The sequence below is a fragment of the Curvibacter cyanobacteriorum genome (assembly GCF_028649475.1).
Lineage (GTDB): Bacteria > Pseudomonadota > Gammaproteobacteria > Burkholderiales > Burkholderiaceae_C > Curvibacter > Curvibacter cyanobacteriorum.
The window spans coordinates 666,365-692,441 of sequence record NZ_JAQSIP010000002.1 but is presented as its reverse complement, the minus strand read 5'-3'; the positions used below and the strand labels follow the sequence as shown (position 1 = coordinate 692,441).

The following is a 26,077-nucleotide window of genomic DNA, read 5'->3' as shown; positions in this document are numbered from 1 at the left end:
AATCGATGAATCTAATGACTTCAACCCATACCATGAATAGCCACGAATACATTCAAAGCTACCTTCCGTAAACATCTTCATAGCGAACAATATCGTCTTCACCGAGGTAAGTACCCGACTGAACCTCAATCATCTCTAACGGCAGTTTGCCCGGGTTATCCAAACGGTGTTTCTCCCCCAAAGGAATATATGTCGATTGATTTTCAGCTACGAGGTAAACTTCATTGCCCCGGGTTACACGAGCAGTACCTTGCACGACAATCCAGTGCTCGGCACGGTGGTGGTGCATTTGCAAGGATAAGCTAGCACCCGGTTTGACTACTATGCGCTTGACTTGAAAGCGCTCGCCCATGTCCACACTGTCATACCAACCCCAAGGACGGTGCACCTTGCGACTGCTGCTAGCTTCGGTCCGGCCCCCTGCTTTCAATTGATTGACAACCTCTTTCACCTTCTGAATGTGGGCTCTGCTCGCCACCAGCACAGCATCGGGTGTCTCCACAACCACTACATCGGTTAATCCCACACAAGCTACTAGACGCGAATGAGCCATCACCAATGAATTGCTGGTGTCAATTGCCAAAGCATCACCAACCAGTGCATTACCATCTGAGTTTTTTGGACTAATGTCCCACACAGCATTCCACGCACCCACGTCCGACCAGTTGGCTGCCAGTGGTATGACGACAACCTCGCCGGTGTTATTCGCCGTACTAGCCAGACGTTCCATAATGGCGTAGTCGATAGAGTCCGAAGGCGATGTGGCAAAAGCAGTTTTGTCTGGCCGCACAAAATCAGCATCAACCTTGCGGGCCTCAAAGGCTGCTAGGGAGGCACTGTGCACAGCAGGCTGCAACTGCCGCATCTTTTCCAGCCAGACCGAAGCCTTGATAACAAAAATGCCCCCGTTCCAAAAGAACTCGCCACTGTCCAAGTACGCCTGGGCTATTTCCGAACTGGGCTTCTCGACAAACTCGGCCACGCCAAAGCCTGTGCTACCCACAATGGCTGCGCCACGGCGGATATAGCCATAGCCTGTTTCAGGCGCTGTGGCCTGAATCCCAAACGTCACCAACTTACCCTCATTGGCCAATGGCACCGCTTCGGCCACGGCAGCCTGAAATGCGTCCTCGTCTTGAATGACATGGTCAGCTGGCATGACCACCATGACGGGATCAGCACCGTCCACCGATGCAGCCAGCGCCCCCAAAGTAAGGGCTGGGGCAGTGTTACGGCCCATAGGCTCCAAAACCAGAGCGGCAGGCTTGACCCCGACGGCGCGCAATTGCTCAGCCAGCAGAAAACGATATTCGTCATTACCCACCAAAACCGGAGCCATGAATGTGGCAGCCGTGCCCCGCATCGAACCAGTCAGGCGGAGTGCAGTGTCTTGCAGCAGGGTATGTTGACCCACTAACTTAAGCAGTTGCTTGGGATAGTGTTCACGTGACAAAGGCCACAGCCGGCTGCCAGAACCACCACACAAAATGACAGGTTGCACCAAAACAGTCATTACATTCCTCAAATAAAAAACGTTGTACCGCTTGTACTTAACAGAGCAGCAAAATAAAAACTGGGTTTAGCTCTGACCATCTCGCACTGCGTGAGTATTGATCGCGACATGTTTGGATGCATCAGTACCGTGCACCAGCAGATTCAATTGCGCACCAAATCGAGCCAGCACTGAACCTTTGTCTAAGTTAGCTTCTGCAAAAGCTCTGGCAGCTTTCCCCATTTCCTGCCGCGATAAGGGATCACAGGCCAAGTCCAATATAGCGCGCGCCATGGCGGGGCCCTGTTCGGGCGGCACGACCAAACCGAGCGATTGACCTGTCACAGCACCCAGCTCTGCATTCACCACTCGCGCTAGTTCCGTATCCGCATGGGCTGTGGCGACAACTGGCCGGCCGCTGGCCAACATACCCGTCAACTTGGAAGGCATTACCAGGTCGGCAGCATCAGCGCGTTGGGGTAACAAATGAATATCAGCTATGGCTAGCAGGCTGGGCAGCGTCTCCAGCGGTTGCAAGTCCAAGAAGCGGACATGGGCCAAGCCCTGGCAAGCTTGTTCTAATTGCTCACGGCCAGCACCGTTGCCACAGAACACAAAAATGAGCCTTGACGCTACAGGCTCTTCAGACTTGGAGCAAATGATGGAGACTTCAGCCAAAATCTCCAACCCTTGCTTGGCGCCCATATTGCCTGAGTAGAGGCACACCACAGCCGATTCGTCAATGTTGAACTGCTTGCGCAGCGCTATGACAGAGGGGTGATCCTTCGGCAAACCGATGTGTGCAATGTCGACCCAATTGGGCAGCATCTCGGTGGCCTGCTCACTGACACCTTTGTTCAGCAACATCTGCCGCATGTTCAACGAGATGGTCGAAACCTTATCAAACCTACGCATTACCCAACGCTCTAGACGCAATGCCCAATTCTTTAGAGCTTGGTTCTTCAGAATGCCCAATGAAAAAGCCGCATCCAACTCAAAGTCTTGAATGTGCAGCCAAGCTTTTGCGCGAGACGTGCGCGCAACCAGCAGCGCGGCAGGCGTCCCCATGAAGGATGGCGCGACCACCCACACAACGTCTGGTCGCCAAAATGCCTGTCGCAACATTACAGGCAGGCTAAACAGAGCGAAGCTAACGTGGTGAACAATGCGCGTTAAGCCACTGACCCGCTTGGGCACCCACAATGGGCAGCGCCATACCTTGACCAAGCCATGCTGTTCAGTCACATATCGACTAGCCGAATGTCCCTGAGGTACCTCCCATTTAGGGTAATACGGCGGAGCAGTCACCACCCGCACCTCAAAACCCAACCCAGCTAACTGCTGCGCCATTTCACCTGTGTATTTTCCAATGCCAATGACCTCAGGCGAATAGTTCAAGCCATAGAGCAAAACTTTCATGGTTTAGCGCTCCCTATCTTCATTTTGTTATTCATATCCCGTATAGGGCGTAGCCCTGTGTCAGGAGCAGTAACCTGATGACAAGGTCTGCAAGTAGGCCGCTGTTTCAATATGCTTGGAGGTGTATCGCAAAGCTCGACAGTTCAAGGCCTTGATTTGAACCTGTTTGGACTCAGCCTCACCGCGGCCCGACTGCGTCAGACTGAGGTTCAACGCCAAATCACCCGACATGGGCCGCAAAATCAAGGCTCGATTGAAGCTGTTAAAGGCTTGGGTGTAGAAATCACGCGAGACATCCGGCACGGCGCGCGACTGCAAGGCGTAACGACCAAAAAGCAGGCCCAACTGGCTGTGCAACAGCGCATCGTCGGGGGTATAAGCCAAGCCTTCAGAAAGACTGTTGCGCCATTTCACCAAGTCTGCCAAAGGCAATGGTGCGTTCTTAGCGCTCCAGGTGGTGATCTCGGCTCTGGCCTTGGCCGTCACCAAATCGGCCTGGGTTGCTGGCCACAATGTGCGCAGTGCAGCCAGCACCAGCACACCCAGTGCCAGCAGCAGACCAAACCGCAACCAAGACTGGGGGTGCAGGTACTTCATATCAGCCTATGCCCAAAATGCTGGCGGGGGTGTTTGTAAATAAGCGGTCTGCTCGCTTGCCGCCATATTCGCTAGCGACCAGGGCGCGAGCAGCCGCTAAATGGGGCGGGCGAGAATCAAGGTTGTGCGCATCGCTAGCCACAACAGCCACAGCGTCCTGCTCCATCAAGGCCCAGGCCGCCTTTTGCGAGGCCTTGCCAAAATGACCCAGCAATGACCCGCCTGTGACCTGCAGCCAGCAGCCTGCCGCCAGGTAGGGCTGGATGCGGTCTACCTCGGCCATGACATGTTTGTTGCGTTCGGGGTGGGCAATCAGGGGGCGAATGCCCATCTCCAACAGGCGGTACACAAACCCGACACCCCAGCCAGGCAGGCCCTGGTGTGGAAACTCCAGCAACAAAATCTTCAGGCCTTTGACCTCACCCAAAAAGGGCACTTCGTGGTCCATCAACTGGGCCAAAGACTCATCCGAGGCCCGCATTTCGCCGCCCAAGTGCACCTTGAGCGCAATGCCATGCTCGTCCAGTGCTTGCTGAAAGGCAGCGACGTGCAGGGCAATGACGGACCGTTGGTTGGGATACCGACCAGGGTGAAAGTGTGGCGTCATGGCACTGGCCGTGATGCCATCGGCCACCGCGGCACGAGCCAAGTCCAAAGCCTCGTCCAGATTGCGCGCGCCATCGTCCACGCCATGCAAAAAATGGCAATGCAGATCAATCAGGCCGTGTGCTGCAGCAGTGGTCATGCGTGTTTAAGCCTTCTTGGCGGCCTTGGCTTGGCCTTCGGGCTCGCTGCCGTAGACCTCGCCATAGCCACCACGGTAGCCCGACTTGCCATAGCCGTACTTGCCATAGCCAGAGTACTCGCCGTAGTAGCGCTCTGCCTTGGCAAAGTCAAAGCGGTTCAAGACCACGCCCATGACCTCGCCTTCTGCACGGCGAATGCGCTGCAGGCCCTTGCGTGCCAGCGGGTAAGGTGTGTCCGCAGCCTTGACCACGTAGATGACGCCAGTCGCGTGCGAGCTGATGACCAGCGCGTCGCTGACCAGTTCCACCGGGGGCGAGTCAATGACGATGACGTCAAAGATGGTGGCCAGCTGGTCCAGTGTGGCCTTGAACTTCTGCGACAGCATCAGCTCAAGCGGGTTGGGCGGGATGGGGCCTGAGCCCAAGACGCTCAATGTGGTGCCCTCAACGGCCTGCAAGCAGTCATCCAAGTCGGCGGTGCCTGCCACCAGGTTCGACAAGCCCTTGGCGCTGGGCGCCAGATCCAAACCCTTGGTCACCGCTGGGCGCCGCATGTCGGCATCGATCAGCAGCGTGCGCTTGGTTTGGGCATGGGCCAGAGCCAAGTTGATGGAGAAGGTGGTTTTACCTTCGCCTGGCAAGCTGGAAGTCACCAGCAAGATGCGGTTAGGCACATCAATGGCCGACAGCAAGACGCCAGTGCGCGCGGTACGCACGGCCTCCGAATAGATTGACTTGGGGTTGTCGATGAACAGGCGGGCGCTCGATGCACGGTCCGTGTCAGCCTTGTCCAACAAAGGCAAGGTCGTCAGCAAGGGTGCCTTCAACTTGGCTTCGACGTCGTCGGTCGTTTTGATGGTGTTATCCAAGCGGTCAAGCAGCAAAGACACCAACACACCAATGAACAAGCCCAACACAAACGCAATGCCAATGATTTGCAGCTTTTGGGGCTTCACCGGCTTGATGGGGACCACGGCTGCGTCGACCACGCGGGCCACTGCGCTCTGCAAGTCGCCAGAGACATTGGTCTCTTTGGCGCGCTTCATGAACATGTCATAGATCTGGCGGTTGGAATCCACCTCGCGCTCCAACACGCCCAACTCAAATTCTTTGCGGTTCAGGTTCTGGATGGAACCACGCGCAGAATTCAACGTGCCTTCTAAAGCGCGCTCTGTACCGACTGCAACTTCATATTCACGTGTGACGCTGCCCACCACGGCGTCCACCTGGCGCTTGACGTTCTCACGGGCGCTCTTCAGTTGGGCCTCCGCCGCCACGTACTTGGGGTGCTCAAAGCCATAGCGCTGAGACACTTCAGACATGTTGCGCTCTGCATCAGCCTGAGACTTAAGTGCGTCAGATACGTTACCGTTGCGCACCACCGCAGGCAAACTGCTGAAGTCGCCGTTCTTGCCTACCGACTTGATCTGGTTGTAGGCATTCTCAGCTTCTGCGCGACGCAAGCGCGTCTCCACCAAACGCTGAGTCACCTCTTCAATCTGCTTACCGGCGCCACTTTGAGCCGAGTTTTTGACGTCGACTATGCCAGCCTTCTCGCGGTAGTTTTGCAGGCTGCGCTCTGAATCATCCAGCTTAGTCTTCAACGACGACAAACGCTCTTGCAGCCAACCGCTGGCCTGCTTGGTCATTTTGTAGCGCGCATCAAGATCGTTCTCGATGTAAGTGTTGGCGACAGTGTTGGCCACCAAAGCAGACAAGGCTGGACTGGTCGACTCAAAGCTGATCTTGGCCAACTGACTCAAGCGAACGGGTTCAATGCTGAGTTGTTTGGAGAACTTGGTGTAAACCGCTGCCGCCAAAGTGGTGTTTGTCCATTCCTTGGCTTCGGTTGGATCACTGATCCCCAACGACTCCATCAGCTCTTGGAGCTTACCTTTCTCCTTCAGGCGGGGGTCAAACTCAGGGTAGTCCCACAGCTTCACGGCCTCGATGGCGCGCATCGAAACCTCGCGAGACTTGATGATCTCTACCTGGGTCTGAAAGTACTCCCGGTTCTGAGAGATACCCGAATAGACATCTTCAATCGACACCACTTTGTTTTTGTTGGCCTCGATCAGGACGGTTGTGGTTGCCTTGTAAACAGGGGTCAGGGCAAACACCACCACGCCCGCCAAAAGAGCCACCAGCAAACCAAAGCCTAAGATGGCCCACTTGCGCTTGGTGACACTGCGCCAGTACTCCAGCAGGTCCAACTTGTTGGCCTGATCTTCGGGGTCGTGCAGCGAAATGGTTTTGTGCTTGTGCGCTGGCTCAACAGAGTTGGGGGCGGCGGTCAATTGCATGTGTGACAGACTTAATTCAATCAGAAAGCACCCCGAGGGGTGCTTAAATAAAAAGGGAATCGGCTAGCGTTTGGCCTGGGCTGCTGGTTGATTACTTTTAGAAAAAGCTCTCTTCCACCGTCAATATGTCGCCAGGGCCAATCACAGAGTTCAGATCAACCTTTTGCGGTTTCTGGGCCGGATCATCTTCACGGATGACGTGGATTTTGTTCAAGGCTGCGCGCTCTTTGAAGCCACCGGCCAACGATGCTGCCTTACGTACCGTCAGACCTGGTTGGTAGGGGTAGCCACCGGGCTTATCGACCATGCCATTGACATAAAACGGACGGTACTCGTCGATCTGCACCGACACCTTGGGGTTGACCAAGATACGGCCCTTGAGGCCCGCGACGATGATCGCCTCCAGGTCGCCCAGCGTGCGGCCAAACACCTTGATTTCACCAATGGCCGGGAAGCTGATGGTGCCCGCGTCCGTCAGGCGGATCTTCTCGCGGGTGAACTCGTCCTCGCCCAGCACGCGGATGCTGATCACATCACCCGCGGCCAGCTTGTAAGACGACAAGGCGGACACACGGATTTGCTGCGGTGTGAGCTGGTAACCAGAGGCCTCGCCCCCGGCTGGGGCTGGGGCCGCACCAGATTGAGCCTGCACACCCAGTGCCAGCAGACCGCAAACAAGTACTACTCCGATTTTGACGGCAGGTGCAAAGCCTGCCTTAGCTTGTCTCATCATCACGCAGCAAACCCCTGTTTAAATTACAAAGCGCCTTGAATCGAAACGAACGTCACGTTGCGATTGAAGTTGAAGGTGTTCTGGTTGGACGAACGGTCGGTGTAGGTGTACTCGGCACCGGCACGCCAGTTGCGGCCAAACTCATAGAAGGCGCCGATGCCCACGTTGTTGGTGGTGTCTGTGCGGCCCGCGCCAGAGAAGTCGGTCTTGACCGTGCCCAGCGACGCGCGGCTGCTCAGGTTGCTGGCCCAGCGGTGGTTCCACTGCAGGCTGGTGGCGGTGTTCATCAGGTAGTTACCCACGCCAGTGGCGTCGGCAGGTGCCTTGCTGGTGATCAGGTCGAAGGTGGAGTAAGTCAGCGGAGACCAGCGCACCGAGCCTTCCCACGACAGCGCGGAGTTTCGGATGGAGGTGTTGCTGAACTTCTTCTCAGCCTGGCCCAGCTTGAAGGTGCCCGACGTCTTGGCCGTGGCGTCCCATGTAGCGCCGATGTAATAGCGGCGGTCGGTGTTGGTGCTGGCCGTGGCGGTTTGGTAGTCCGCATTGGTCTGGCGCACTTCAAAAATCATCGATGTGCGCGGCATGACACGGTAGAAGAAGCGGCCGGCCACCGTGGTCAGGTTGGTGTCAAAGCTGGTGGTGACGGTGCGGTTGTTTTGGTAACGCTTCTGGACGTAATTGCCCTCCACTTCAACGCGGCCTTGGGCCTGAGGCGCACCATAGGTGAACACGGCGCGGGCGGTGGGGGCGGTCCAGCGGTTGGGGGTATTGGCGGTGACGCTGGTCGAACCACGGGCGTCGGTTTGGTCGACATAACCCAGATCCCAGCCCAGGCGGGTGCGGCTGTCAAAGTAGTTGTCGCCTGCCAGGTCAAAGAAATGGTGGTTGAAGTTGTCGGCGCTGCTGCCGGTGTACTTGGTGTAGTTGCCGGCGTAACGCAGGGTGTAGCGGTCGCCCGACTTCTTCAGCTCGCCCACCACTTCAGGCTGCAGCGAGTAAAAGTTGCTGGAGATGGCGCCGGTGTTCACACCCGACACGTTGCTGTTGTGACCCAGGCCACCGGTGGCCGAGGTGTAGACGTAAATGCCGTTTTCAAACCGGATGGGCAGGCCGTTGGTGGGGGCGGTCAGGATGCGCTCTTGCGTGTTGTCGCGGCGGCCAATGCCTGCCAGCTCATATGAGGGGGTGGCAGACAACTGGCTGGCACTGCCCGTGGTGCCCGGGGCATTGAACAAGCCACCCAGGGTGCCACCGTTGGAGGCCGGGGCGGTGTTGGTGGTGGCAGCCGGGGTGGCAGCAGCGTCGGTGGCAGCAGCTTGCTGGGCCTGGGCCACGGTTGCGATGGACAGGGAGGCAGCCGCCAGGGCCAAGGGGTGCAGGAGGAATTTTTTCATGTTGGGTCGTCCAAGGTTGGTTGATGTGTCCGGGGCTGCGCTACGGCCTCGCCTCGCCTGAAACCATCTGGTACGGACAGATGTATCTTGATGTTATCACGCGAGGTCAAATTTTTCGTGTTTACCCTAATAATCTGGCTCTAACGCTCGCTGACCCGCTGGAAATTAATCAACCATCCATTCTACGGATGAGGCCCCTGGCACTGAGGCGGTGCAACGGGCTCACCCAATTGGGTGAGTAGGCCTGAAGTCGGTCCCTTGAAATCAAATTAAATTGATTCAAAACAAATCAGTTCAATCAATTTAAAAGCAATCTCTGAACGCTTCCGCCTGCGCACTTCCACTTTTCACAAAAACACCAACTTGGTGCGCCGAGCAGGGTTGGTGCACCGCAGCATCTCCACCAAAGGCAGGCCACGGCGGCCCAGCGTGCGCCCAGCCCGGCGCAGCGTGGCACACACACAACAGCCCGTGAAGCCTTTGCAAAGTTGTTCACGTTCAGCGAGCCAGATGAAGGGCCACTACTGGACAAAGACGGCGCATTGGACTCTGGCTGCATGCCAATTTCAGCAATCCCGAAATCACCTGAGGACCGCCGGTTGGCAAGCCGCGACCAGCGTGATGGCCGTCACTTGCTTTGAGTTACGATTGCAACGCGGGTGAAGCAATTTGCTCACTCAGGGGCCGCCTGCGGGCGCTGATCTGTGTGTTTTTGGGCACCCGTTAGGCCCTTGACGCGGTGCCAGGCAGGCCGGGACTGTGGCTTGAGGCAGGCAAGTGGGTTGGCCTGGGGTGCTGGGCGCCTCATGCGGCCAGCGGCTTGTGTGGTATTGACCTTGATTATGGGACGCCTATTTTGAAGTCGGTTTATTTGATTTAAACCATAAATCAATATTCAAAACAAACCTTGAGTCAAATTCACTCGCCAAGCGATCCCAACTCAACCCAGCCATTATTTTCCGACGGCCAGTTTCTCTTTCTTCCGCCTCAACCAGTTGCTCCGCTTCGTTTGACCCCCGGCATGCACCGCCCCTCCCCTCCCCTGTTCAAGCGCTACCGCGTGGCCCCGCCCCAGTCGGCCGGGCAAAGCGCCGAGCGATGGGCACACCGGGGTTTGCGGGCCACGTTGTGGGGTTTCGGCCTGGCCGCGCTGCTGGCCGTGGGGGCAGTGGGTTTGGCGCGGGCGGGGGTGGTTGACTTCTCGCGCAACCTGCTCAACTGGGCCGACCGCCAGTGGGGCCCTGATGCGCCAGCGCGGCTGCTGACCTGGCAGCGCATCGTGCGCGACTCGCTGCAGGCGCGGGACGCGGGCAAGCTGGAGGTGCCCGCGCAGCTGGCTCGGTCCAACGACTTTTTCAACCAGGTGCCCTACCGCACCGACCGCCAGCACTGGGGCGTGGAGGACTACTGGGCCACGCCGGTCGAGCTGCTGGGCAGCCTGGGGGGCGACTGCGAGGACTACGCGGTGGCCAAGTACCTGACGCTGAAGGAGCTGGGGGTGCCCATCGAGCGCCTGCGCATCACCTATGTGCGGGCGCTGCGACTGAACGAGGCGCACATGGTGCTGGCCTATTACCCCACGCCCGATGCCGACCCGCTGATCTTGGACAACCTGAACCCTGTGATCCGCCCGGCTTCGCAGCGGCCTGACCTGGAGCCGGTTTACAGCTTCAACGACGACGACCTGTGGCTGCCCAATGGGCTGACACGCAAGGGGGGCTCAAGCCAGGTGCGTTTGTGGAAGGACATGCTCGCCAAGATCCTGCGCGAGCAGCAGATGTGAACCCGCCCCCCACGCTCTGAGGCGCAGCGGGCGCTCTTTTGATCGTCAGCCCATGCGCCGCAGCACCAGCGGCAGCACCCAGCTGGCCACACGCGCCAGGCGGCGCGGGCCCACCATCAACAACACGCCCAACACCCCCGCGGCCAGCAGCGGCTGCTGGGTGATGCTGCGCATCAACTGGCTGCGCGGAAACCCGTCGCCGCTGGTGCCTGAGGCACCTGTGGCACCTGCTTGGGCACCCCGGCCCACCAGGCCCGCCAAATCGGCCCACAGGCCCGAGCGCTGCGCGCCGCCCCGGCCAGCGTCGCCGGACGCTTGACCCGCCTCGGCTTGCAGGGCCGCAATGGCGGCCTGGATGCGGCGGGTTTGGCGCATCAGGCGCTGGCGCTCGATGCGCTCCAGCAATTGGCCTTTGCGTTCTTGGGGGCTGAGTGCGGGAGCCAGGTCACCACGGTAGCCCCAGCGGGCCCGGCGGGCGGCGGCGCTGCTGGCCACTCGGTCGGTGGCGTTGGCGGTGACTGTGTCGGCACCGGGGCCGGCATCGGTGTGGGACCGGGAGGCGCTTGGGTGCTGGCTCATAGCCCGTCCTTCAGTTCAAACCAGTCGCGCTTCAACTCGCGCCGGGTCAGGGCAAAGGCCTGGTGCCCGGCACGCAAGGCTTGCCACAAGGCGACGGCCATGGCCAGCCACAACAGCAGCCAGGCCCCCGCCACCCCCCAGGCCACCGTGGTGCGCCAAGGGGTGTCCCAAAACTGCACCATGACGGCGGCCGACAACACGATCAGCACCACCGACGTCAGCACAGCCCCCAGCACCGACAGCAGCACGATGCGCTGCAGGCGCTGCTTTTCTTCGGCCCATTCAAGGGTCAGCAGTTCGACCCGGTCTTCGGCGGCCTGCGCCAGCTCGGCCGCGCCCTGGCGCACGCGCTGCACGCGTTCATCCAGGCCCAAAAAGGACAACCACTTCATGCCAGGCCCCAGCGGGGCTGGCCAAGGCGGCGCTGGCTGGGGCCCGCGGCCTCAGGCATCAGCGGCGGCCCAGCAAGAAGCCCAGCACGGCGCCCAAGGCCAGTGCGGCCCCGGCGACACGCCAGGGTTCGTCGTGGGCGTAGTTGTTGGCGGCGCGAGCGGCTTCGCGGGCTTGGCGGGCGGCGTCTTGCGCGGCCTGCACGGCCGAGGTGCGTACCGACTCCAGGCCGGCGTCCATGCGCTCGCGCAGGGCTTTGATCTCAGGGACAGCGTCAAGCTCCTTGCGGGTGATGAGGCTGCGCAGGTCGGCGACCAGGTTGTCGAGCTCCGAGTGGGTCACGGGACGGCTGCCTTCGGTGTTGCTAGCGGACATGGTTCTCTCCTGATTTCAGGCCCCGGCCAAGCCACATGTCGGCCGAAAGGCACCCAAACATCTTAAACACGCCAAGAGACCCTGGATTGACTGCGCTCAAGGTTGACGTGTAACAAGGTGCGACATTACCGGCCAACGCGGGCCCACGTCTGTGCGGTGGGTGCATGGGAGCGTTGCACGCGCTGACCGGGCCCTTGACCTCAGGCTCCGGCGTCATGACCAAGCCGCGTCACCCCGCTGGCGGCAGCGCTGCCGCCACACCGGCCTGCTGCGCCAACTGCGCCTGCAAGAACTCCACGCACACGCGCACCTTGGCCGAGTGGCTGAGGCGCGAGGGGTAGACCGCCCAGATGTTGGCGTCCTGACGCCAATCGGGCAGCACCTGCACCAATTCGCCACTGCGCAGCCAGGGCGCCACGTCCCAGATGGACCGCAGCAGCACGCCACGCCCGTCCAGCGCCCAGCGCACCACGATCTCGCCATGGTTGGACGACAGCGGGCCGGTGACTTTGACGGTGTCCTCTTGCGCACCAGCGTGCAGGCGCCACACGCCAAAGGGGTGATCGCGCTCTTTGATGACCAGGCAGTCGTGCTGGGCCAGGTCGGGCAGGTTGCGCGGGGTGCCCCGGCGCTGCAGGTAGCTGGGCGCCGCGCACAGGATGCGGTGGTTGTCGGCCAGGCGGCGCGCGATCAGGTGCGGGGCAATGTCGTCGCCCACGCGCACGTCCAGGTCAAAGCCCTCGCTGGCCACGTCGACCAGGCGGTCAAACACCTCAAAGCGCACTTGCAGGCGGGGGTAACGCTCCACCAGCTGCGACACCAGCGGCGCCACCACCTGGCGCCCAAAGCCAAAACTGCTGCTGATGCGCAGCGACCCGCGCGGGGTTTGCCGCGTGGCCGACACCTCCTGCATCAGGTGGTCCACATCGTCCAGCACGCGCTGGGCCCAATGGAACACGCGTTCGCCGTCCTCGGTGACGGCCACGCGGCGGGTGGTGCGGTGCAGCAGGCGCACACCCAGCACCTGCTCCAGCAGGCGGATGCGCTTGCTGACATAGGCGGGCGAGCTGCCCAGCTCTTCAGCCGCGGCGGCAAAGCTGGACTTGCGGGCCACCACGGTGAAGACGCGCAGGTCTTCGTTGTCGGGCAGACTGTTCACGATGTGTTGTCAATGAATGCACAGGCGCCTGATTGTGCCGCTTTGTGGAGTCAACCAGAATGCCGGCATGCCCCCAGGCCCGACAGCGCTCAGCGCACCGTTTTTGGGGCCTGCTTTTTGTTTTGACTTGAACCGCCCTGCCCCATGACGACCCCTCTCCACGCCTCCCCAGTCTCGACCGATGACATCGTCCAAGCCCTGACTGCCATCGTCGGCCCGCAGGCCTGCCTGACCCAGGCCCCCGACCTGAAGCCCTTTGTGACCGACTACCGCGGCCTGTACGTGGGCCAGGCCGCTGCCGTGGTGCTGCCCAACAGCACCCAGCAAGTCAGCCAGGTGATGGCCTGGTGCCATGCCCACGGCGTGGTGGTGGTGCCGCAAGGGGGCAACACCTCGTTGATGGGAGGGGCGGTGCCTGAAGCCCAGGCCAGCAGCCCGGCCGTGGTGCTGAACCTGCGCCGCATGAACCAGGTGCTGGCGGTGGACACCGTCAACGACACCCTGACGCTGCAGGCCGGTGTGACACTGAACGCAGCCCGCAGCGCCGCCGAGGACGCGGGGCGCCTGTTCCCGCTGCGCATTGGGTCGGAGGGCTCGTGCCAGATTGGCGGCAACATCTCCACCAACGCGGGTGGCACCGCCGTGCTGCGCTACGGCAACATGCGTGACCTGGTGCTGGGCGTGGAGGCCGTGCTGCCCGACGGGCGCATCTACTCGGGCCTGCGCGGCCTGCGCAAGGACAACACGGGCTACGACCTCAAGCAGTTGTTCATTGGCTCGGAGGGCACATTGGGCATCGTGACCGCGGCGGTGCTGAAGCTCATGCCGCAGCCCACTGCGTCGTCGGTGGCGCTGGCTGCGGTGGCCAGCCCGGCCGCCGCCGTGGCCCTGCTGGGCGAGGCCAAAAAGACCGCGGGCCAGGCGGTGACCGCGTTCGAGCTGATCTCGGGCCCGGCGCTGGACTTGGTGCTGGGCTACCTGGGCAACGTCAAGTCGCCGTTCGAGGCGCGCCATGACTGGATGGTGCTGATCGAGCTGACCTCGGGCGCCTCGGCCGAGGGCCTGGATGCCACCCTGATGCAGGTGCTGGAAGCCGGGCTTGACAGCGGCCTGGTGCTGGACGCGACACTGGCCCAAAGCGGTGCCGACGCCCAGACCTTTTGGCGCATCCGCGAAGAGATCTCCGACGCGCAGACGCGCACCGGGGGCAGCATCAAGTGCGATGTGTCGGTGCCGCTGTCGCGCATCGCCGCCTTCATTGACGAAGCCACCGCCGCGGTGCTGGCCCTCGAGCCGCAGACCCGCATGATTGTTTACGGCCACATGGGCGACGGCAACGTGCACTTCAACCCGCTGCGCCCCGCCGACCGCCCTGCCAAGGACTACCTGGCCGCGTTCTACGAGCCGATTTCGCGCCAGGTCGACTCGCTGGCCCATGCGGCGGGAGGCTCGATCTCGGCCGAGCACGGCGTAGGCGTGGCCAAGCGCGACGACCTCAGCCACTACAAGTCCGACGTTGAACTGGCCCTGATGTGGCAGATCAAAAACGCCCTCGACCCCCAAGGCCTGCTGAACCCGGGCAAGGTGCTGCCCGCGCCGGTGGCCGCACCGGTGGTCGCGCAGGCCTGAGCCGGGGCCCCCGCCAACCTGAACCGCTGACCGCGTAAGCCTGGGCCGGCGGCCGGACGGCGCGGCGGCCACCCCGCCGCAGGGGCCCAGCCGCCGCGCGCGGGCCGGGGGTCAGTGCAGCAAATCGGCGGGCACATTGCCGCCGTTGGCGGCCAGTTTTTGAAGCACGGTCTTGTGCAGCCACATGTTCATGGCGGCGGAGTCGCCCATCCGGTCAGCGGGGCAGCCCAGCTCGGTGGCCAGGGCCTTGCGCGCGGTCAGGCTGCTGTCCAGCCCCAGCAGCTTCATCAGGTCCACGATGGACACCTTCCAGTTGAGCTTTTCAGGGTGGCTGGCCGCCAGGGCCTCCAGTTGCCCCAGCACATCCACCGTGCTGATGGGGGTCGGCGCCGCGGCCGCAGGCGCGTTGGCGGGTGCAGTGGCAGCGCCGGGCGCCTGCTCTGCCGCGGCGACCGCGTGCTCACCGAAGCCCAGTTTAGAAAGAATGCTGCTGAAAAAACCCATGGGGAACTCCCGGTGTTGAATGAAGCTTGGTTTTAACTGCTTCATGTGACCGGGTGCTGGGTGCAGGAGGGGCAAAGTGTGACAAAAGCACCACTGCACCGTCCAAACATGCCATGTCATCGGCGCCTACGCCCGCCACGGCGCCTGAGGTGGCCCGGATGGACAGGTCAGCCAAGCCGAAAGCCGCTACCGGATCTGGCACGCGGGGTGGTACATCACCCTCTACCTTGACACCCGCTGGCCCGCCGGGTACCGGCCAAGCTTTGAACTGGCCACATGGAACCGATCCGATCGGCTGCCTTCGCCCGGACGCTGCAAGCTCGCTGACCGACTCAGCATGAGCGCCCAGGATTCAGCACGCGCCTGAAGCCGGAGCCGCTCGCCCGGCGACAAACGCATGAACAGCTCGGTCAAAACGTGGGCCAGGTCCTCGGGCAAATCGAACCCGGCCGCCCGCAGCATGAGGCAACGCTGGGTCGCCACCCGATGATGGCCCAGGCGCAGGCTGTCGCGTGCCAGGTTGGCCAAGGCCCGGGGGCTGGATGGCAGCCCAGCCGCGGCTTGACCGGCTGCATCGATAGACGACAACCAGGGTGGCGGAAACGCCCAGCAAGTGTGTGGCATGGCATCGAGCACAACAGGTCAGGCGAGCCGCAAAGGGGCTGGACCTCAAAAAAAATCGCCAGAGCATGAACCCTCATCCTCTGGCGATTGCGATGCCCCCTGTACGGGGGGGCGCGAAAAATGCCTTGGAGAAGGCGAACTCAGAAACTGTGGCGAAGCCCGAAAGACACCGCCTTCACACTGGCCCCCATGGCCCCGGGCACGACTGCCGTGGTGCTACCGACCAGCATGGTGTTGCTGGTCGCGCTGTTGCGCACGCTGCCAGCGCTGGCATAAGCCACGGTCCGCTTGGAGAGGAAGTGCTCGTAGGTTGCACCAAGGATGTCGGAGTTCGCCGCGGCGACTCCCGGCATTCTTTGCACGTTGTTGCGGATGTACTGCACCAGCACCTGCCCCGTGCCCGTGGGCACCGTGGCGCCAATCCAGCGCGATTGCGACTTCAACACCGTGGTGGCGGCCAGCGTCTTGTTGCGCTCAGAGGGGTCAAAGCTGTAGAAGCCGCCTTCCAGCTTGGCCAGACCAAATTTGTAAGAACCGGCCAGCGTCCACTCCGTTTGCCAGCCTGGCGCGGCGCCGCTGGGAATGTCTTTGGCGTACTGCTTGAAGCGGGTGTAGGCGGCGGTGCCGAGCAACGGCCCCTTCTCGTAGGTCACGCTGCCACCATGAAGGTTGCCTGCGCCGGTCGAGTCCGATTGGCCTGGGGCCACCAAGGCACGGACCATCCAAGAACCTTCAGTCCAGCGGACCGAGGCCGAGTTGTTGATGCGCGCGGTGGATTGGTGGCCTGGGTCGCCGGCCACCGAGGCGGGGCTTTGCAGCGAACCAATGCCTGTCTGTTGCAGGTTGGCGTAGTAATTGCCCACGCCCGGATCCACCGCCAGCAGGGACAAGGCGGTTGGCGACAGTTGGCGCCCGAGGCGGGTTTCCCAGTTGCTGCCACTCAGACCCAACCAGGCCGAGCGACCGAAGGCGGCCCCGCCTTGCTGCAGCGCACCCGAGCTCGCATCAAAGCCCTGCTCCAACAGGAAGTTGGCCTTGAGACCACCGCCCAAGTCTTCCGAGCCCCGGAACCCGAGTCGCGAACCCCAGCCGGTACCTGAATCGACGCGGGTGATGTTGGCGGGCCCATTGCTGGCCCGGGTGAAGGCCAAGTCAATGACCCCATAGATCGTCACCGACGATTGCGCCATGGCCATTGGCGCGGCCAGCGTGGCCACCAGGGCCGTGATAGGAAGTTGCTTTCTCATGTTGTCTCCAGTCGAGTTGGTATCCGCAGCGGTTTCCGATGTGTCCCGCTGCGTCGAAATGTATCTCAACTTACCGGTCGGCAGGTAATCTTTTCGGAGAAATTGATGTATTTCCCACACAGGGCAAACACTGAGCCGGGGCCCAGAGAGCCGAAGATTCAGAACTTCAGAGGCGTGAGTCGGTAGGTGTCGGTGGCCGTGCCGGCAAACAGGCGCAGGCGCTCGCTCGCACTGCAGCCCTGGGTGACCCGCTTGAAGGTGTTCCACAACACCCCATAACTGCACCCGACCTGGTCGACCGGAAAGTTGCTTTCGAACATGCAACGCTCAGCACCCAACAGCTCGATGCAGGTCTCCAGGTAAGGCGCCCAGAGGCGGGCCAAGCACTCTGAGCCTGGCGCCACAGGCGCTTGATCCAGGGCAAAGCCCATGCGCGGCATGGCCAGCCCGCCCAGCTTGACGCGGAGCTGCGGCAGAGCGGCCAACTGACGCATGGATTGACGCCAGCGCAAGAACACCTCGGACCGCTGCCCCTCATAGGGCCCCACCCCCAGGGGGCCGCCGCAATGGTTCAACACCAGCCGCGTCTCGGGGCACTGATCGGCGAGCGTCAGCACGTCCTCCAGTTGGGTGTGGTAGAGCCACAGATCCAGGCTCAGGTCGAGTCGCCCCAGGGCACGCACGGCCTCAAGCACCGGCGCTTGCAAAAGGAAGTGGGGCCCACCGGTTTGCGCTGGGTGAATGCGCGTGTCTTCATGCCAAGTGGGGCGGGCGCGAAGGCCGCGGAAGCGCCCTCCTCCGGCATCCGCATGGGCGTGCAGAACAGCCTCCACCGCTGCGCCGAGGCTCAGGTCGGCCCATCCAACGATGGCCTCGCACAAGCGGGTAGAGGCGCCGCTCTGAGCGTGGGAGGTCGCTTGCTCAACGACGAAGCGGGTTTCACCCACCGCCTGCAAGGACTCAGGCCCCTGGGACAGGTAGTTGGACAGGCATTCGACATAGACCGTGGCCTCGACCCGGTGCCCCGTTGCCAGATCGTGCTGAAACTGTGGCGCCAGATACTCAAAATCAGGCAAAGACCAAAGGTGGTGATGGGCATCCACGATGGGCAGCTCAGGGTCCAACACAGTTTCGTGGTGCGTGGCCAACCAGTCTGGTCGAGGACGTGGAATGGCGGCATGGCTGCCTGATCCAGGGCTTTTAGCGCTCACTCGCGGCTCCCCCAAAGTCCGCCCTCAGCCCGCGCTGAAGGCGCGATCATCCAAATTCAGTTCAACATCTACCTGTGGACAGGTAAGTTTTGTAGCTAAAAAAAGCCGGCGGCTTCAGGTCGCCGGGGCCGCCTTCTTGCGACTTGCTCCGGCAGCCTTGCGCGGCGACGCGGGTGGCTCTGCAGCCTGCACACCTGGCGACGGAGGCTCCGCCTCGGTCACCGCGCCCCGCACCGCCAGCCCCAGCAGGGCCATGTCAACAAACTGCCCCATGACTTCTTTGACCGTCAATTTGCCGGTCGGCGAATGCCAGCGGGTGACGTAGTTGAGGCCCGAGAGCAAGAACCGGGTCGTCATGGCCGCATCCACCTCACGGAACTCGCCAGCCTCGATGCCTTCGCTGACACAACGGCGCAGCAACTTTTCGTAGGTGTCGCGCAAGTGCAGGGCCACCCCCCGGCGCTCGGTTTGACCCGCCTCACGGAATGCGTTGGCGCCCGCCAGCCAGTGCTCACGGTGTTCGTCCAGGAAGTGGGCCGAGGAATGCATGAATGCCCGCACGCGATCCGTGGGCGTCTTGGCGCGGGCCACGTCGGCCGCCACCATCTGCACCAAAGCGTCCAGCGACTGGATCACCACACGCTCGTACAACTCGTCCTTGTTGGGGAAGTGGTAGTAGAGCGCCGCCTTGGTGATCTTGGCCTCCTCGGCAATGTCGCGCAGCGAGGTGGCATGGAAGCCGCGGTTCGCGAACAGGCGTCGAGCGATGTCGAGCAGTTGATCTTCACGGTTGTGCCCGGTCGAGGTTGGCTCAATCGAAGACTGTGGGGTGCCAGCACGGGATGCCATAGGAGATGCTTTCTGGAAGACTTGATGGTGAAAGGTTAACCCGCAAACACAGACTGGTCGTGGGATACAGGGTTAACCATGATCCGGGCGCCTTGTGAGTGGTGCAGGAATGACAGTATTATTAACCAGTCGGCAAGTAGATTTATGCCGAACGAAGATTGATGACGCACGCCTCGACGTGCTTTTTTTTGAATCAGTTACTTACCGATCGGCAGGTAAAATATGAGGCTAGATCAAAACGAATCAGACCGCGCGTTCCGGATGGAGGTGCGGCGGTTCTGTGAACAGCAGGTGCCCGAGGCCCTGCGCCAGCGGGTTCGCTCGGGCATGCGGGCCACCCCCGAAGGCTTCAGACAATGGCAGCGCATCTTGTTTGAACAAGGCTGGGGCGCCCCCACCTGGCCCAAAGAACATGGCGGTACCGGTTGGACCCCGGTGCAGATCCACATCTTCGAGCAGGAGACTGCCGCCGCTGACGCGCCGCCTCAGTTTCACCAAGGTCTGGAGCTCATCGGGCCCATTATTTTCACCTATGGCACGCCCGAACAGAAGGCCCGCTACCTGCCGGGCATTCTGTCGGGGGCCGATTGGTGGTGCCAGGGCTACTCGGAACCCCAGGCGGGCTCGGACCTCGCAGGCCTGCGCACCCGGGCGGTCCGTGATGGCGACCATTACGTCGTCACCGGTCAGAAGCTCTGGACCAGCTACGCCCACGAAGCCAACCGCATGTTCTGCCTGGTCAGGACCAGCGATGAAACGCGCAAGCAGGACGGTATTTCGCTGCTGCTGATCGACATGGATACGCCCGGCATCACTGTGCGGCCGTTTCACACGCTGGATGAGCAGGCCCATGTGACCGAAGTGTTCCTGGACTCGGTCCGCGTACCGGTCACCCAGTTGATCGGCGAGGAAGGCAAGGGCTGGAGCTACGGCAAAGTGCTGCTGGACCGGGAACGGGCCCTGACCGCCAACCTGGGGGTGCGCCTGTCGCGCCAGTTGGAACAAGTCCGTGAGCGGGCACGCCAAACCCAGGACGGCGAGCGCACCCTGTATGAGAGCCCATCGTTCAGAAGCAAGCTGGGCCAACTGGAGATAGAAGTCCAGGCGATCGAGCAAATGGGCCTGCGCATGCTGGCTGACAACGTGGCCGGCGTGGACACCGGGCCCCGAGGCTCGATGTTGAAGTTGCGCTGGTCGGAACTGCTGCAGCGAGCCACTGAACTGTGGGTCGAGACCTTGGGCTACGACGCCACCCGCTTTGCGCCGGCCGGCCCACAGCCAGGTGCGGTGCCACTGGATCAGTCCGGGCCCATGACGGCCTACCTGCACAGTCGGGTCACCAGCATTTATGGCGGCTCCAACGAAATCCAGCGCAACATCATCGCGCGTCGCGCACTGGGCTTGTAAGACATGCACAACCATCACACCCCTGAACAAAAGATGCTGGCGGACGGCGTGGACCGCTTTGTCCGGGAACACGGGCGTTTCGAGCACTGGCGCAAACTCAGCGCTGGCGGCGCCCCGTACGATGAAGCCCACTGGCAACAAATGGCGGACATGGGCTGGCTGGCCCTGTTCATTCCGGAGGCCGAGGGCGGCATTGGCGCCGGCCCGGCAGAGGTGGCCATCGTGGCCGAGGGCTTGGGACGGGGCCTGTTCCGCGGGCCTTACATCAGCACCTGCGTGATGGCGGTTCGGCTGCTGACACAGGCTGGCCAGGCGCCGCAAAAGCGCCTGTTTGAAGGCATTGCCGACGGCAGCGTCCGGGTGGCCACCGCCCTGGGCGAGAACGGAGCCCACTTCCGCCTGGACAGTGTGCAGACCACGGCCAAACCCAGCGGCAACGGTTTTTGTCTCGACGGCTTCAAGCCTTGGGTGCCCGATGGGGACACGGCGCAATGGCTGGTGATTCCCGCCCGAACCGAGGGGCCTGCCCACCAGGCTGAAGGCATTTCGCTGTTCCTGCTGCCTGCCGACACACCGGGGCTGCACCGCACGGACTTCCGAAGCCCCGATCACCAGCACATCAGCCAGTTCGAGCTCCGCGGGGTCGAGGTACCGCCATTGGCCCTGTTGGGCCCCAAGGGGCAAGGGCTGGCGCTCCTGCAGGACGCTGTGGACCATGCCATCACGGCGCGCCTGGCTGAGGCTTGTGGCGCCATGGACGAAGTTTGTGCGATGACGCTGGACTACCTCAAGGTGCGCCAACAGTTTGGCACCACGATCGGCAGCTTCCAGGCGCTGCAGCACCGCATCGTGGACATGCGCATCGCCTGCGAAGAGGCTCGCTCGATGTTGCAACTGGCGCTGGACGGACTGGAGACCGGGGGGGTTGATGGGCAACGCGCCGTCGCGGCCGCCAAGGCCCGGGTGGGCCAATGTGGCCTCTATGTGGGCTACCAGGCGGTGCAATTGCACGGTGGCGTGGGCACCAGTGATGAGCTGGCCGTCAGCCATTACCTCAAGCGCCTGAGCATGATCGACATGGCCTTTGGCAACGCCGATTTTCAGCGCGATCGCTTCATGGCCTTGACCGATGCGACACTGCCATCCCCCCACCTCCCGTTGCCCCCCACCGCCCAGGAGCAGACTGCATGAGCGCCCCCACCGATGCCCAATGGAACCTGGCCAACATCCTGGACGCCGTGGCCAGCCGCGTGCCGCCCGACCGGCCCGCCATAGTCCATGGCCCCCACGTGGTGAGCTGGCAGGCACTTGACCAGCGCAGCAACCGGGTTGCACGCGCCTTGCTCGCGGCGGGCCACCAAAGTGGTGAACGCGTGGCCTTTCTCTCCCGCAACCACCCGGGCTACATCGAAGGGTTCATCGCCTGCCTCAAATCACGGCTCATCCACGTCAACCTCAATTACCGCTACACCGTGGACGAACTGGCCGGCGTGCTGGAGGATGCCGGCGCCACGGCGCTGCTGTACCAAGCGGAGTACGCCTCCACCGTGGCAGCGCTGGTCGACAAGCTGCCCGCGCTGCGCACGCGTGTCTGCCTGGACGGCGCAGGACAAGGCGAGGCCACAGCCCGTTTCCAGGACTGGGCCGCGGACGGTGACGCCAGCCCCCTGGGCATTCAACGCGAGGCTCGCGACCCGCTGCTGCTCTACACCGGAGGCACCACCGGGCGTCCGAAGGGGGTGATTTGGCCAGGCCACCATTACCGCGCCTGCCAGCAGGAATCCCCCCTCGTGGCGCGCCGCGCCACCAGTCTGGCGGAGCACCTGGACTTGATCGCGGCCAACCCCAGCCCTGGCCGGGTGTTGCCGGCCTGCCCATTGATGCATGGTGCCGGCATCAGCAGCACACTGGCAGAGCTGCTCAACGGCGGCACAGCGCTTTTGCTGGCCGAGCGCAGCTTCAGCGCACACGAACTGTGGCAACTGGCCGAGCGCGAACGTGCCAGCCGCATCCTGATCGTGGGCGATGTCTTTGCCCGCCCCATGCTGGCAGCCCTCGATGAGGCCCCCGGCCGCTACGATCTGTCGGCACTCAAAGTGATCAGCTCCGCGGGTTTGATGTGGAGTGAGGAGGTCAAGGCGGGACTGCTGCGACACCTGCCATGGCTGGTGCTGGCCGACATCTATGGCGCCTCCGAGGCTGCGGGCCTGGGTTACGCCATCACCACCCGAGAGCGCAGCACCCCGACGGGTTGCTTCCAGCCTGGCCCTCAGACCGTCCTCATCGATGACGACGGACGACTGGTGCCCGCAGACCAGCCAGGCGAAGGCTGGCTGGCCCGGGGCGAGCCCCTGCCAGAGGGCTATTTTGGTGACCCGAAGAAGACGGCAGAGGTGTTCCGGATGATCGACGGGCAACGCTATTCGGTGCCTGGGGACCGGGTACGCCGCCACCCCGATGGATCGATGCAGCTGCTCGGTCGCGGCAGCCTGGTGATCAATTCCGGCGGCGAGAAGATCTATGTCGAGGAGGTCGAAGAGGCCCTCAAGCGCCTGCCCGGCGTGCACGACGCGCTGGTGGTCGGGGTACCGGATGAACGCTGGGGCAATGTGATCGTGGCCCTGCTGCAGGCCGGCTCAACGACGCCTGACGGGGCGGCGCTGCGCAGCGGCCTGACCCCTTACCTGGCGGGCTACAAAATGCCCAAGCATTTCATTGCGGTTGACCGCCTGCCCCGCGCAGACACGGGCAAGGGCGACTACCGACTGGCCCGCGAGATGGCGCAACAGGCGCTCGCCCCGGCATGAGAAGGCTGTGGCTTCAAAGCGTGGGCGCCGCCCTCGCCTCGCGCTGCCTGGGCGCGTGCTGGCTGCTGTCAAACAGGGCTCAGGCGGCCAACGATGGCTGGCCGCAGCGCCCCGTGCGACTGATCGTCCCGGCTGCACCCGGCGGTGGTGCTGACACGGTGGCCCGGTTGGTGGCCCAGGCCCTTGGCGATCGGCTTGGTCAAGCCGTGGTGGTGGAAAACCGCCCCGGCGGAGGCGGCACCACCGGGGTGACCTCCGGCTTGCAGGCGGCGGCTGACGGCTACACCTTCATCTGGTGCACCCCTTCCGCCCAGATCATGTCCCCCGCACACCTCCGCTACGACCCCGTGAAGGACCTGGCCCCCGTCAGCCTGGTGGTCACGGCCCCTTACTTGCTGGTGGTGGGCCCACAGCAACCTTGGCGTCAGCTGCGCGATCTGATCGACAGCGCCAAACACCAGGCGGGCAAGCTGAACTACGGAACGGCAGGCACAGGGACCTTCGGGCATTACATGGCCGCGTCGTTCGGCCTGGCCACGGGAACTGAGCTGGTCCAGGTGCCCTTCACGGGCGAAGGCCCCGCCATGATGGCCCTGATGCGCGGCGATGTGCAGATGGCGTTCATCAGTGGCGCGGGCGCCCTGCCCCATGTGGTGGCTGGGCGGGTGCGGGCCCTCGGACTGTCCTCCAGCGAACCACTCGAAGGACTGCCCCCCGGCCTGCCGGCGATCTCTGCGACGGTCGCTGGCTTTGAGTTGGTGGCCATCAATTACGTGGCGGCACGCGCAGGCACGCCTCAGCCCATCATCGACAAGATGAGCCAAGCCCTGCAGGCCGTGCTGGCAAGCCCAGCGGTTCGGGAACGCATCACCCAACTGGGCGTGTCGCCCACCGCCAGCACCCCCGAGGCGCTGCGGCGCCGTATCCAGACCGAGCGTCAACGCGTCCAGGACACGGTCCAGCGCAGTGGTCTGGTGCTGGAGTGAACCTGCGCCACCCCCAACGCCCCTTTCCCCTTGCCCTTTCGAGGCTGAGCCCCATGAACACCGACACCTCTCACGTGAATCTCCTGCGTCGCCGCCTGCTGTTGGGCAGCCTGGGTGGCTGCGCTGCCGCGCTCGCGTTCCCAGCCCAAGCACAAGAGGCCGCTTGGCCCAACCGCCCCCTGCGCCTGGTGGTGCCCTTTCCACCGGGTGGTGGTGCCGATGTGGTGGCCCGAATCCTGGCCGCGGCGCTGACCGACAAGCTGGGGCAAAACGTTTGGGTCGAGAACAAGGCCGGCGCTGCAGGCACCGTGGGCGTGACCTACGCCTTGCAGCAGGCCCCCGATGGTTACACGATGGTGTGGTGCACCCCTGCAGCCCAATACCTGGCCCCGCGTTCGGTGCGCTACGACCCTGTGGCAGATTTCGCGCCCGTCAGCCAAACGGTGGCGGCAACTTACCTGCTGGTGGTTGACCCCAAGCTGAACGTGCAAACCGTGCCCGAGTTGATTGCCGCTGCTCGGGCCAAGCCGGGCTCTGTGAACTACGCCACCGCAGGCACCGGCGGCCAGGGCCACCTCATGGGCGCCTATTTCAATTTGCTGGCGGGCACCGACATGACCATGGTGCCGTTCACCGGCGAAGGACCGGCCCTGGCCGGCGTGATGGGTGGGCAAGTGCAGACGGCCTTCCTCAGCAGCGCGGCGGCCCTGCCGCAGGTCAAAGCCGGAAAGCTGCGTGCCATTGGCATGTCATCGGCCCAACGCCTGCCCGGCATCCCCACCGACATCCAGCCCATCGCCACCAGCCTGCCTGGCTACGACGTGACCGCGATCAACTACATCGCCATGCGCAGCGGTACGCCCAAGGCCATCGTGGACCGACTGAGTCGACTCATCAACGAAGTGCTGACCATGCCCTCGGTCCGCGACCGGATCAGCGCCGTGGGGGTGGTGCCCCAAGGCAGCACCCCCGAGGAATTGGAACGCCGGGTCATGGCTGAACGAGCCAAATGGAGCGACGTGCTCCAGAAAACCCAGATCGTTCTCGAATGATGGCGCCGCTCCCCCCGACCCAGCCCGAAGAACGCGCTTGCGCCCTGGTCACTGGCGCAGCACGGGGTATCGGGCTGTCGATTGCCACGCAACTGGCGCTCGATGGCTTTCATGTGCTGGCCACCGATCTGGACGAGGCCGAGGTCACGACCCAAGCCCTGGCCCTGCAAGCACAGGGTTTGTCAGTTCAGGCTGCAGGGCTGGATGTGCAGGACCGAGCCGGCGTGTCCCGGGTGATTGAAGGGCTCGAGCGCTTGGACGTGGTGGTCAACAACGCCGGCATGGCCTCGAGCATGCTCGCATTGCGTGAACTCGATGCACCCAGGCTGCGGCGCATGTTGGGCGTCAACCTGGTGGGCAGTTTCATCGTGGCCCAGGAGGCGGTGCGCCGCCTCAAGCCGGGCGGGCGCATCATCCAGATCGCATCGCGTGGTTACCTGGGGGGCGCCGGTGCCGCCCATTACGTCGCCAGCAAGGCCGGTGTCGTGGGCATGGTTCGCGCCATGGCGATCGAATTGCGGTGGCGTGGCATTGCTGTCAATGCGGTGGCACCGGGCATGGTTGACACCCGCATGTTGGAGGGCTTCTCGCCCGAAGTCCGACGCAGCCTGGAACAACGCGAACCCAGTGGCGCCGCGGCCAGCCCGCAGACGATTGCCGACACGGTCGCATTCCTGGCCTCGCCCCGGGCCTCGCAAATGACGGGCCAGGTGATCTTTGTAGACGGCGGCAAAAGCGTCGGCATGCCGCCGCTCTAACCCCACCGCCCGCAGCTTTCAGAACCGCTTCCT

The 26,077-nt window shown here is 62.8% G+C and carries 23 protein-coding genes; 8 read left to right on the top strand and 15 right to left on the bottom strand.

Annotated features, from left to right (window positions below; translation table 11 throughout):
• Positions 1 to 58 precede the first annotated feature (58 nt).
• The 7 genes from PSQ40_RS06615 to PSQ40_RS06585 all read right to left on the bottom strand — a co-directional run bounded on the left by PSQ40_RS06615 (position 59) and on the right by PSQ40_RS06585 (position 8,684).
• The gene (locus PSQ40_RS06615) at positions 59 to 1,513 is read right to left on the bottom strand and encodes a mannose-1-phosphate guanylyltransferase/mannose-6-phosphate isomerase (protein ID WP_273949881.1); all 1,455 of its coding nucleotides are present in this window, start codon (positions 1,511 to 1,513) and stop codon (positions 59 to 61) included.
• Between the two features lie 66 nt (positions 1,514 to 1,579).
• Positions 1,580 to 2,911, bottom strand: coding sequence for a glycosyltransferase WbuB (locus tag PSQ40_RS06610; protein WP_273949879.1), 1,332 nt, complete (start codon positions 2,909 to 2,911; stop codon positions 1,580 to 1,582).
• A 60-nt stretch (positions 2,912 to 2,971) separates the two neighbouring features.
• On the bottom strand, positions 2,972 to 3,508 hold the full coding sequence (locus PSQ40_RS06605) for a hypothetical protein (RefSeq protein WP_273949877.1): 537 nt from the start codon (positions 3,506 to 3,508) through the stop codon (positions 2,972 to 2,974).
• Position 3,509: 1 nt separating this feature from the next.
• Positions 3,510 to 4,253, bottom strand: coding sequence for a tyrosine-protein phosphatase (locus PSQ40_RS06600; RefSeq protein ID WP_273949875.1), 744 nt, complete (start codon positions 4,251 to 4,253; stop codon positions 3,510 to 3,512).
• A 6-nt stretch (positions 4,254 to 4,259) separates the two neighbouring features.
• Positions 4,260 to 6,557 (bottom strand): GumC family protein, encoded by a 2,298-nt coding sequence (locus PSQ40_RS06595; protein WP_273949873.1) that lies wholly within the window; start codon positions 6,555 to 6,557, stop codon positions 4,260 to 4,262.
• Positions 6,558 to 6,654: 97 nt separating this feature from the next.
• Complete coding sequence (locus tag PSQ40_RS06590) at positions 6,655 to 7,119, bottom strand: polysaccharide biosynthesis/export family protein (protein ID WP_273949872.1); 465 nt, start codon at positions 7,117 to 7,119, stop codon at positions 6,655 to 6,657.
• A 194-nt stretch (positions 7,120 to 7,313) separates the two neighbouring features.
• Positions 7,314 to 8,684 carry an outer membrane beta-barrel protein gene (locus tag PSQ40_RS06585; RefSeq protein ID WP_273949871.1) on the bottom strand — a complete coding sequence of 457 codons (1,371 nt, stop codon included), beginning with the start codon at positions 8,682 to 8,684 and terminating at the stop codon, positions 7,314 to 7,316.
• 1,021 nt (positions 8,685 to 9,705) lie between these two features.
• Between PSQ40_RS06585 and PSQ40_RS06580 the strand changes: the two genes are divergently transcribed.
• Positions 9,706 to 10,467 carry a transglutaminase-like cysteine peptidase gene (locus PSQ40_RS06580; RefSeq protein ID WP_273949870.1) on the top strand — a complete coding sequence of 254 codons (762 nt, stop codon included), beginning with the start codon at positions 9,706 to 9,708 and terminating at the stop codon, positions 10,465 to 10,467.
• Between the two features lie 45 nt (positions 10,468 to 10,512).
• Here the strand turns inward: PSQ40_RS06580 and PSQ40_RS06575 are convergent, their stop codons facing one another.
• The 4 genes from PSQ40_RS06575 to PSQ40_RS06560 all read right to left on the bottom strand — a co-directional run bounded on the left by PSQ40_RS06575 (position 10,513) and on the right by PSQ40_RS06560 (position 12,970).
• Positions 10,513 to 11,046, bottom strand: a complete 534-nt coding sequence (locus PSQ40_RS06575; RefSeq protein ID WP_273949869.1) for a hypothetical protein — start codon at positions 11,044 to 11,046, stop codon at positions 10,513 to 10,515.
• A complete protein-coding gene (locus tag PSQ40_RS06570) occupies positions 11,043 to 11,438 on the bottom strand; it encodes a phage holin family protein (protein ID WP_273949867.1) in 396 nt (131 codons plus the stop codon). Before PSQ40_RS06570 ends, PSQ40_RS06575 begins: the two co-directional genes overlap by 4 nt.
• Before the next feature lie 58 nt (positions 11,439 to 11,496).
• Positions 11,497 to 11,811 (bottom strand): DUF883 domain-containing protein, encoded by a 315-nt coding sequence (locus tag PSQ40_RS06565; RefSeq protein ID WP_273949864.1) that lies wholly within the window; start codon positions 11,809 to 11,811, stop codon positions 11,497 to 11,499.
• A gap of 229 nt (positions 11,812 to 12,040) precedes the next feature.
• On the bottom strand, positions 12,041 to 12,970 hold the full coding sequence (locus PSQ40_RS06560; protein WP_273949862.1) for a LysR substrate-binding domain-containing protein: 930 nt from the start codon (positions 12,968 to 12,970) through the stop codon (positions 12,041 to 12,043).
• A 144-nt stretch (positions 12,971 to 13,114) separates the two neighbouring features.
• Between PSQ40_RS06560 and PSQ40_RS06555 the strand changes: the two genes are divergently transcribed.
• Positions 13,115 to 14,599 (top strand): FAD-binding oxidoreductase, encoded by a 1,485-nt coding sequence (locus tag PSQ40_RS06555; protein WP_273949860.1) that lies wholly within the window; start codon positions 13,115 to 13,117, stop codon positions 14,597 to 14,599.
• Between the two features lie 111 nt (positions 14,600 to 14,710).
• Here PSQ40_RS06555 and PSQ40_RS06550 read toward each other — a convergent pair whose 3' ends face one another.
• The 4 genes from PSQ40_RS06550 to PSQ40_RS06535 all read right to left on the bottom strand — a co-directional run bounded on the left by PSQ40_RS06550 (position 14,711) and on the right by PSQ40_RS06535 (position 19,034).
• On the bottom strand, positions 14,711 to 15,103 hold the full coding sequence (locus tag PSQ40_RS06550; RefSeq protein WP_273949858.1) for a DUF3597 domain-containing protein: 393 nt from the start codon (positions 15,101 to 15,103) through the stop codon (positions 14,711 to 14,713).
• A gap of 764 nt (positions 15,104 to 15,867) precedes the next feature.
• Positions 15,868 to 16,974: a porin gene (locus PSQ40_RS06545; protein WP_273949856.1), complete on the bottom strand. Its 1,107-nt coding sequence runs from the start codon at positions 16,972 to 16,974 to the stop codon at positions 15,868 to 15,870.
• Between the two features lie 158 nt (positions 16,975 to 17,132).
• On the bottom strand, positions 17,133 to 18,101 hold the full coding sequence (locus tag PSQ40_RS06540) for an amidohydrolase family protein (protein WP_337961819.1): 969 nt from the start codon (positions 18,099 to 18,101) through the stop codon (positions 17,133 to 17,135).
• A gap of 198 nt (positions 18,102 to 18,299) precedes the next feature.
• Positions 18,300 to 19,034 (bottom strand): TetR/AcrR family transcriptional regulator, encoded by a 735-nt coding sequence (locus PSQ40_RS06535; RefSeq protein WP_273949852.1) that lies wholly within the window; start codon positions 19,032 to 19,034, stop codon positions 18,300 to 18,302.
• Positions 19,035 to 19,256: 222 nt separating this feature from the next.
• Between PSQ40_RS06535 and PSQ40_RS06530 the strand changes: the two genes are divergently transcribed.
• The 6 genes from PSQ40_RS06530 to PSQ40_RS06505 all read left to right on the top strand — a co-directional run bounded on the left by PSQ40_RS06530 (position 19,257) and on the right by PSQ40_RS06505 (position 26,044).
• The gene (locus PSQ40_RS06530) at positions 19,257 to 20,441 is read left to right on the top strand and encodes an acyl-CoA dehydrogenase family protein (RefSeq protein WP_273949850.1); all 1,185 of its coding nucleotides are present in this window, start codon (positions 19,257 to 19,259) and stop codon (positions 20,439 to 20,441) included.
• 3 nt (positions 20,442 to 20,444) lie between these two features.
• A complete protein-coding gene (locus PSQ40_RS06525) occupies positions 20,445 to 21,632 on the top strand; it encodes an acyl-CoA dehydrogenase family protein (RefSeq protein ID WP_273949848.1) in 1,188 nt (395 codons plus the stop codon).
• Complete coding sequence (locus PSQ40_RS06520) at positions 21,629 to 23,248, top strand: AMP-binding protein (protein WP_273949846.1); 1,620 nt, start codon at positions 21,629 to 21,631, stop codon at positions 23,246 to 23,248. Before PSQ40_RS06525 ends, PSQ40_RS06520 begins: the two co-directional genes overlap by 4 nt.
• Before the next feature lie 113 nt (positions 23,249 to 23,361).
• The gene (locus tag PSQ40_RS06515; RefSeq protein ID WP_273949844.1) at positions 23,362 to 24,234 is read left to right on the top strand and encodes a Bug family tripartite tricarboxylate transporter substrate binding protein; all 873 of its coding nucleotides are present in this window, start codon (positions 23,362 to 23,364) and stop codon (positions 24,232 to 24,234) included.
• Positions 24,235 to 24,287: 53 nt separating this feature from the next.
• Entirely contained in the window at positions 24,288 to 25,286 is a 999-nt protein-coding gene (locus PSQ40_RS06510) for a Bug family tripartite tricarboxylate transporter substrate binding protein (RefSeq protein ID WP_273949842.1), read from the top strand.
• Positions 25,286 to 26,044: an SDR family NAD(P)-dependent oxidoreductase gene (locus PSQ40_RS06505; RefSeq protein ID WP_273949840.1), complete on the top strand. Its 759-nt coding sequence runs from the start codon at positions 25,286 to 25,288 to the stop codon at positions 26,042 to 26,044. The genes PSQ40_RS06510 and PSQ40_RS06505 overlap by 1 nt, the downstream gene beginning before the upstream one ends.
• Positions 26,045 to 26,077 lie beyond the last annotated feature (33 nt).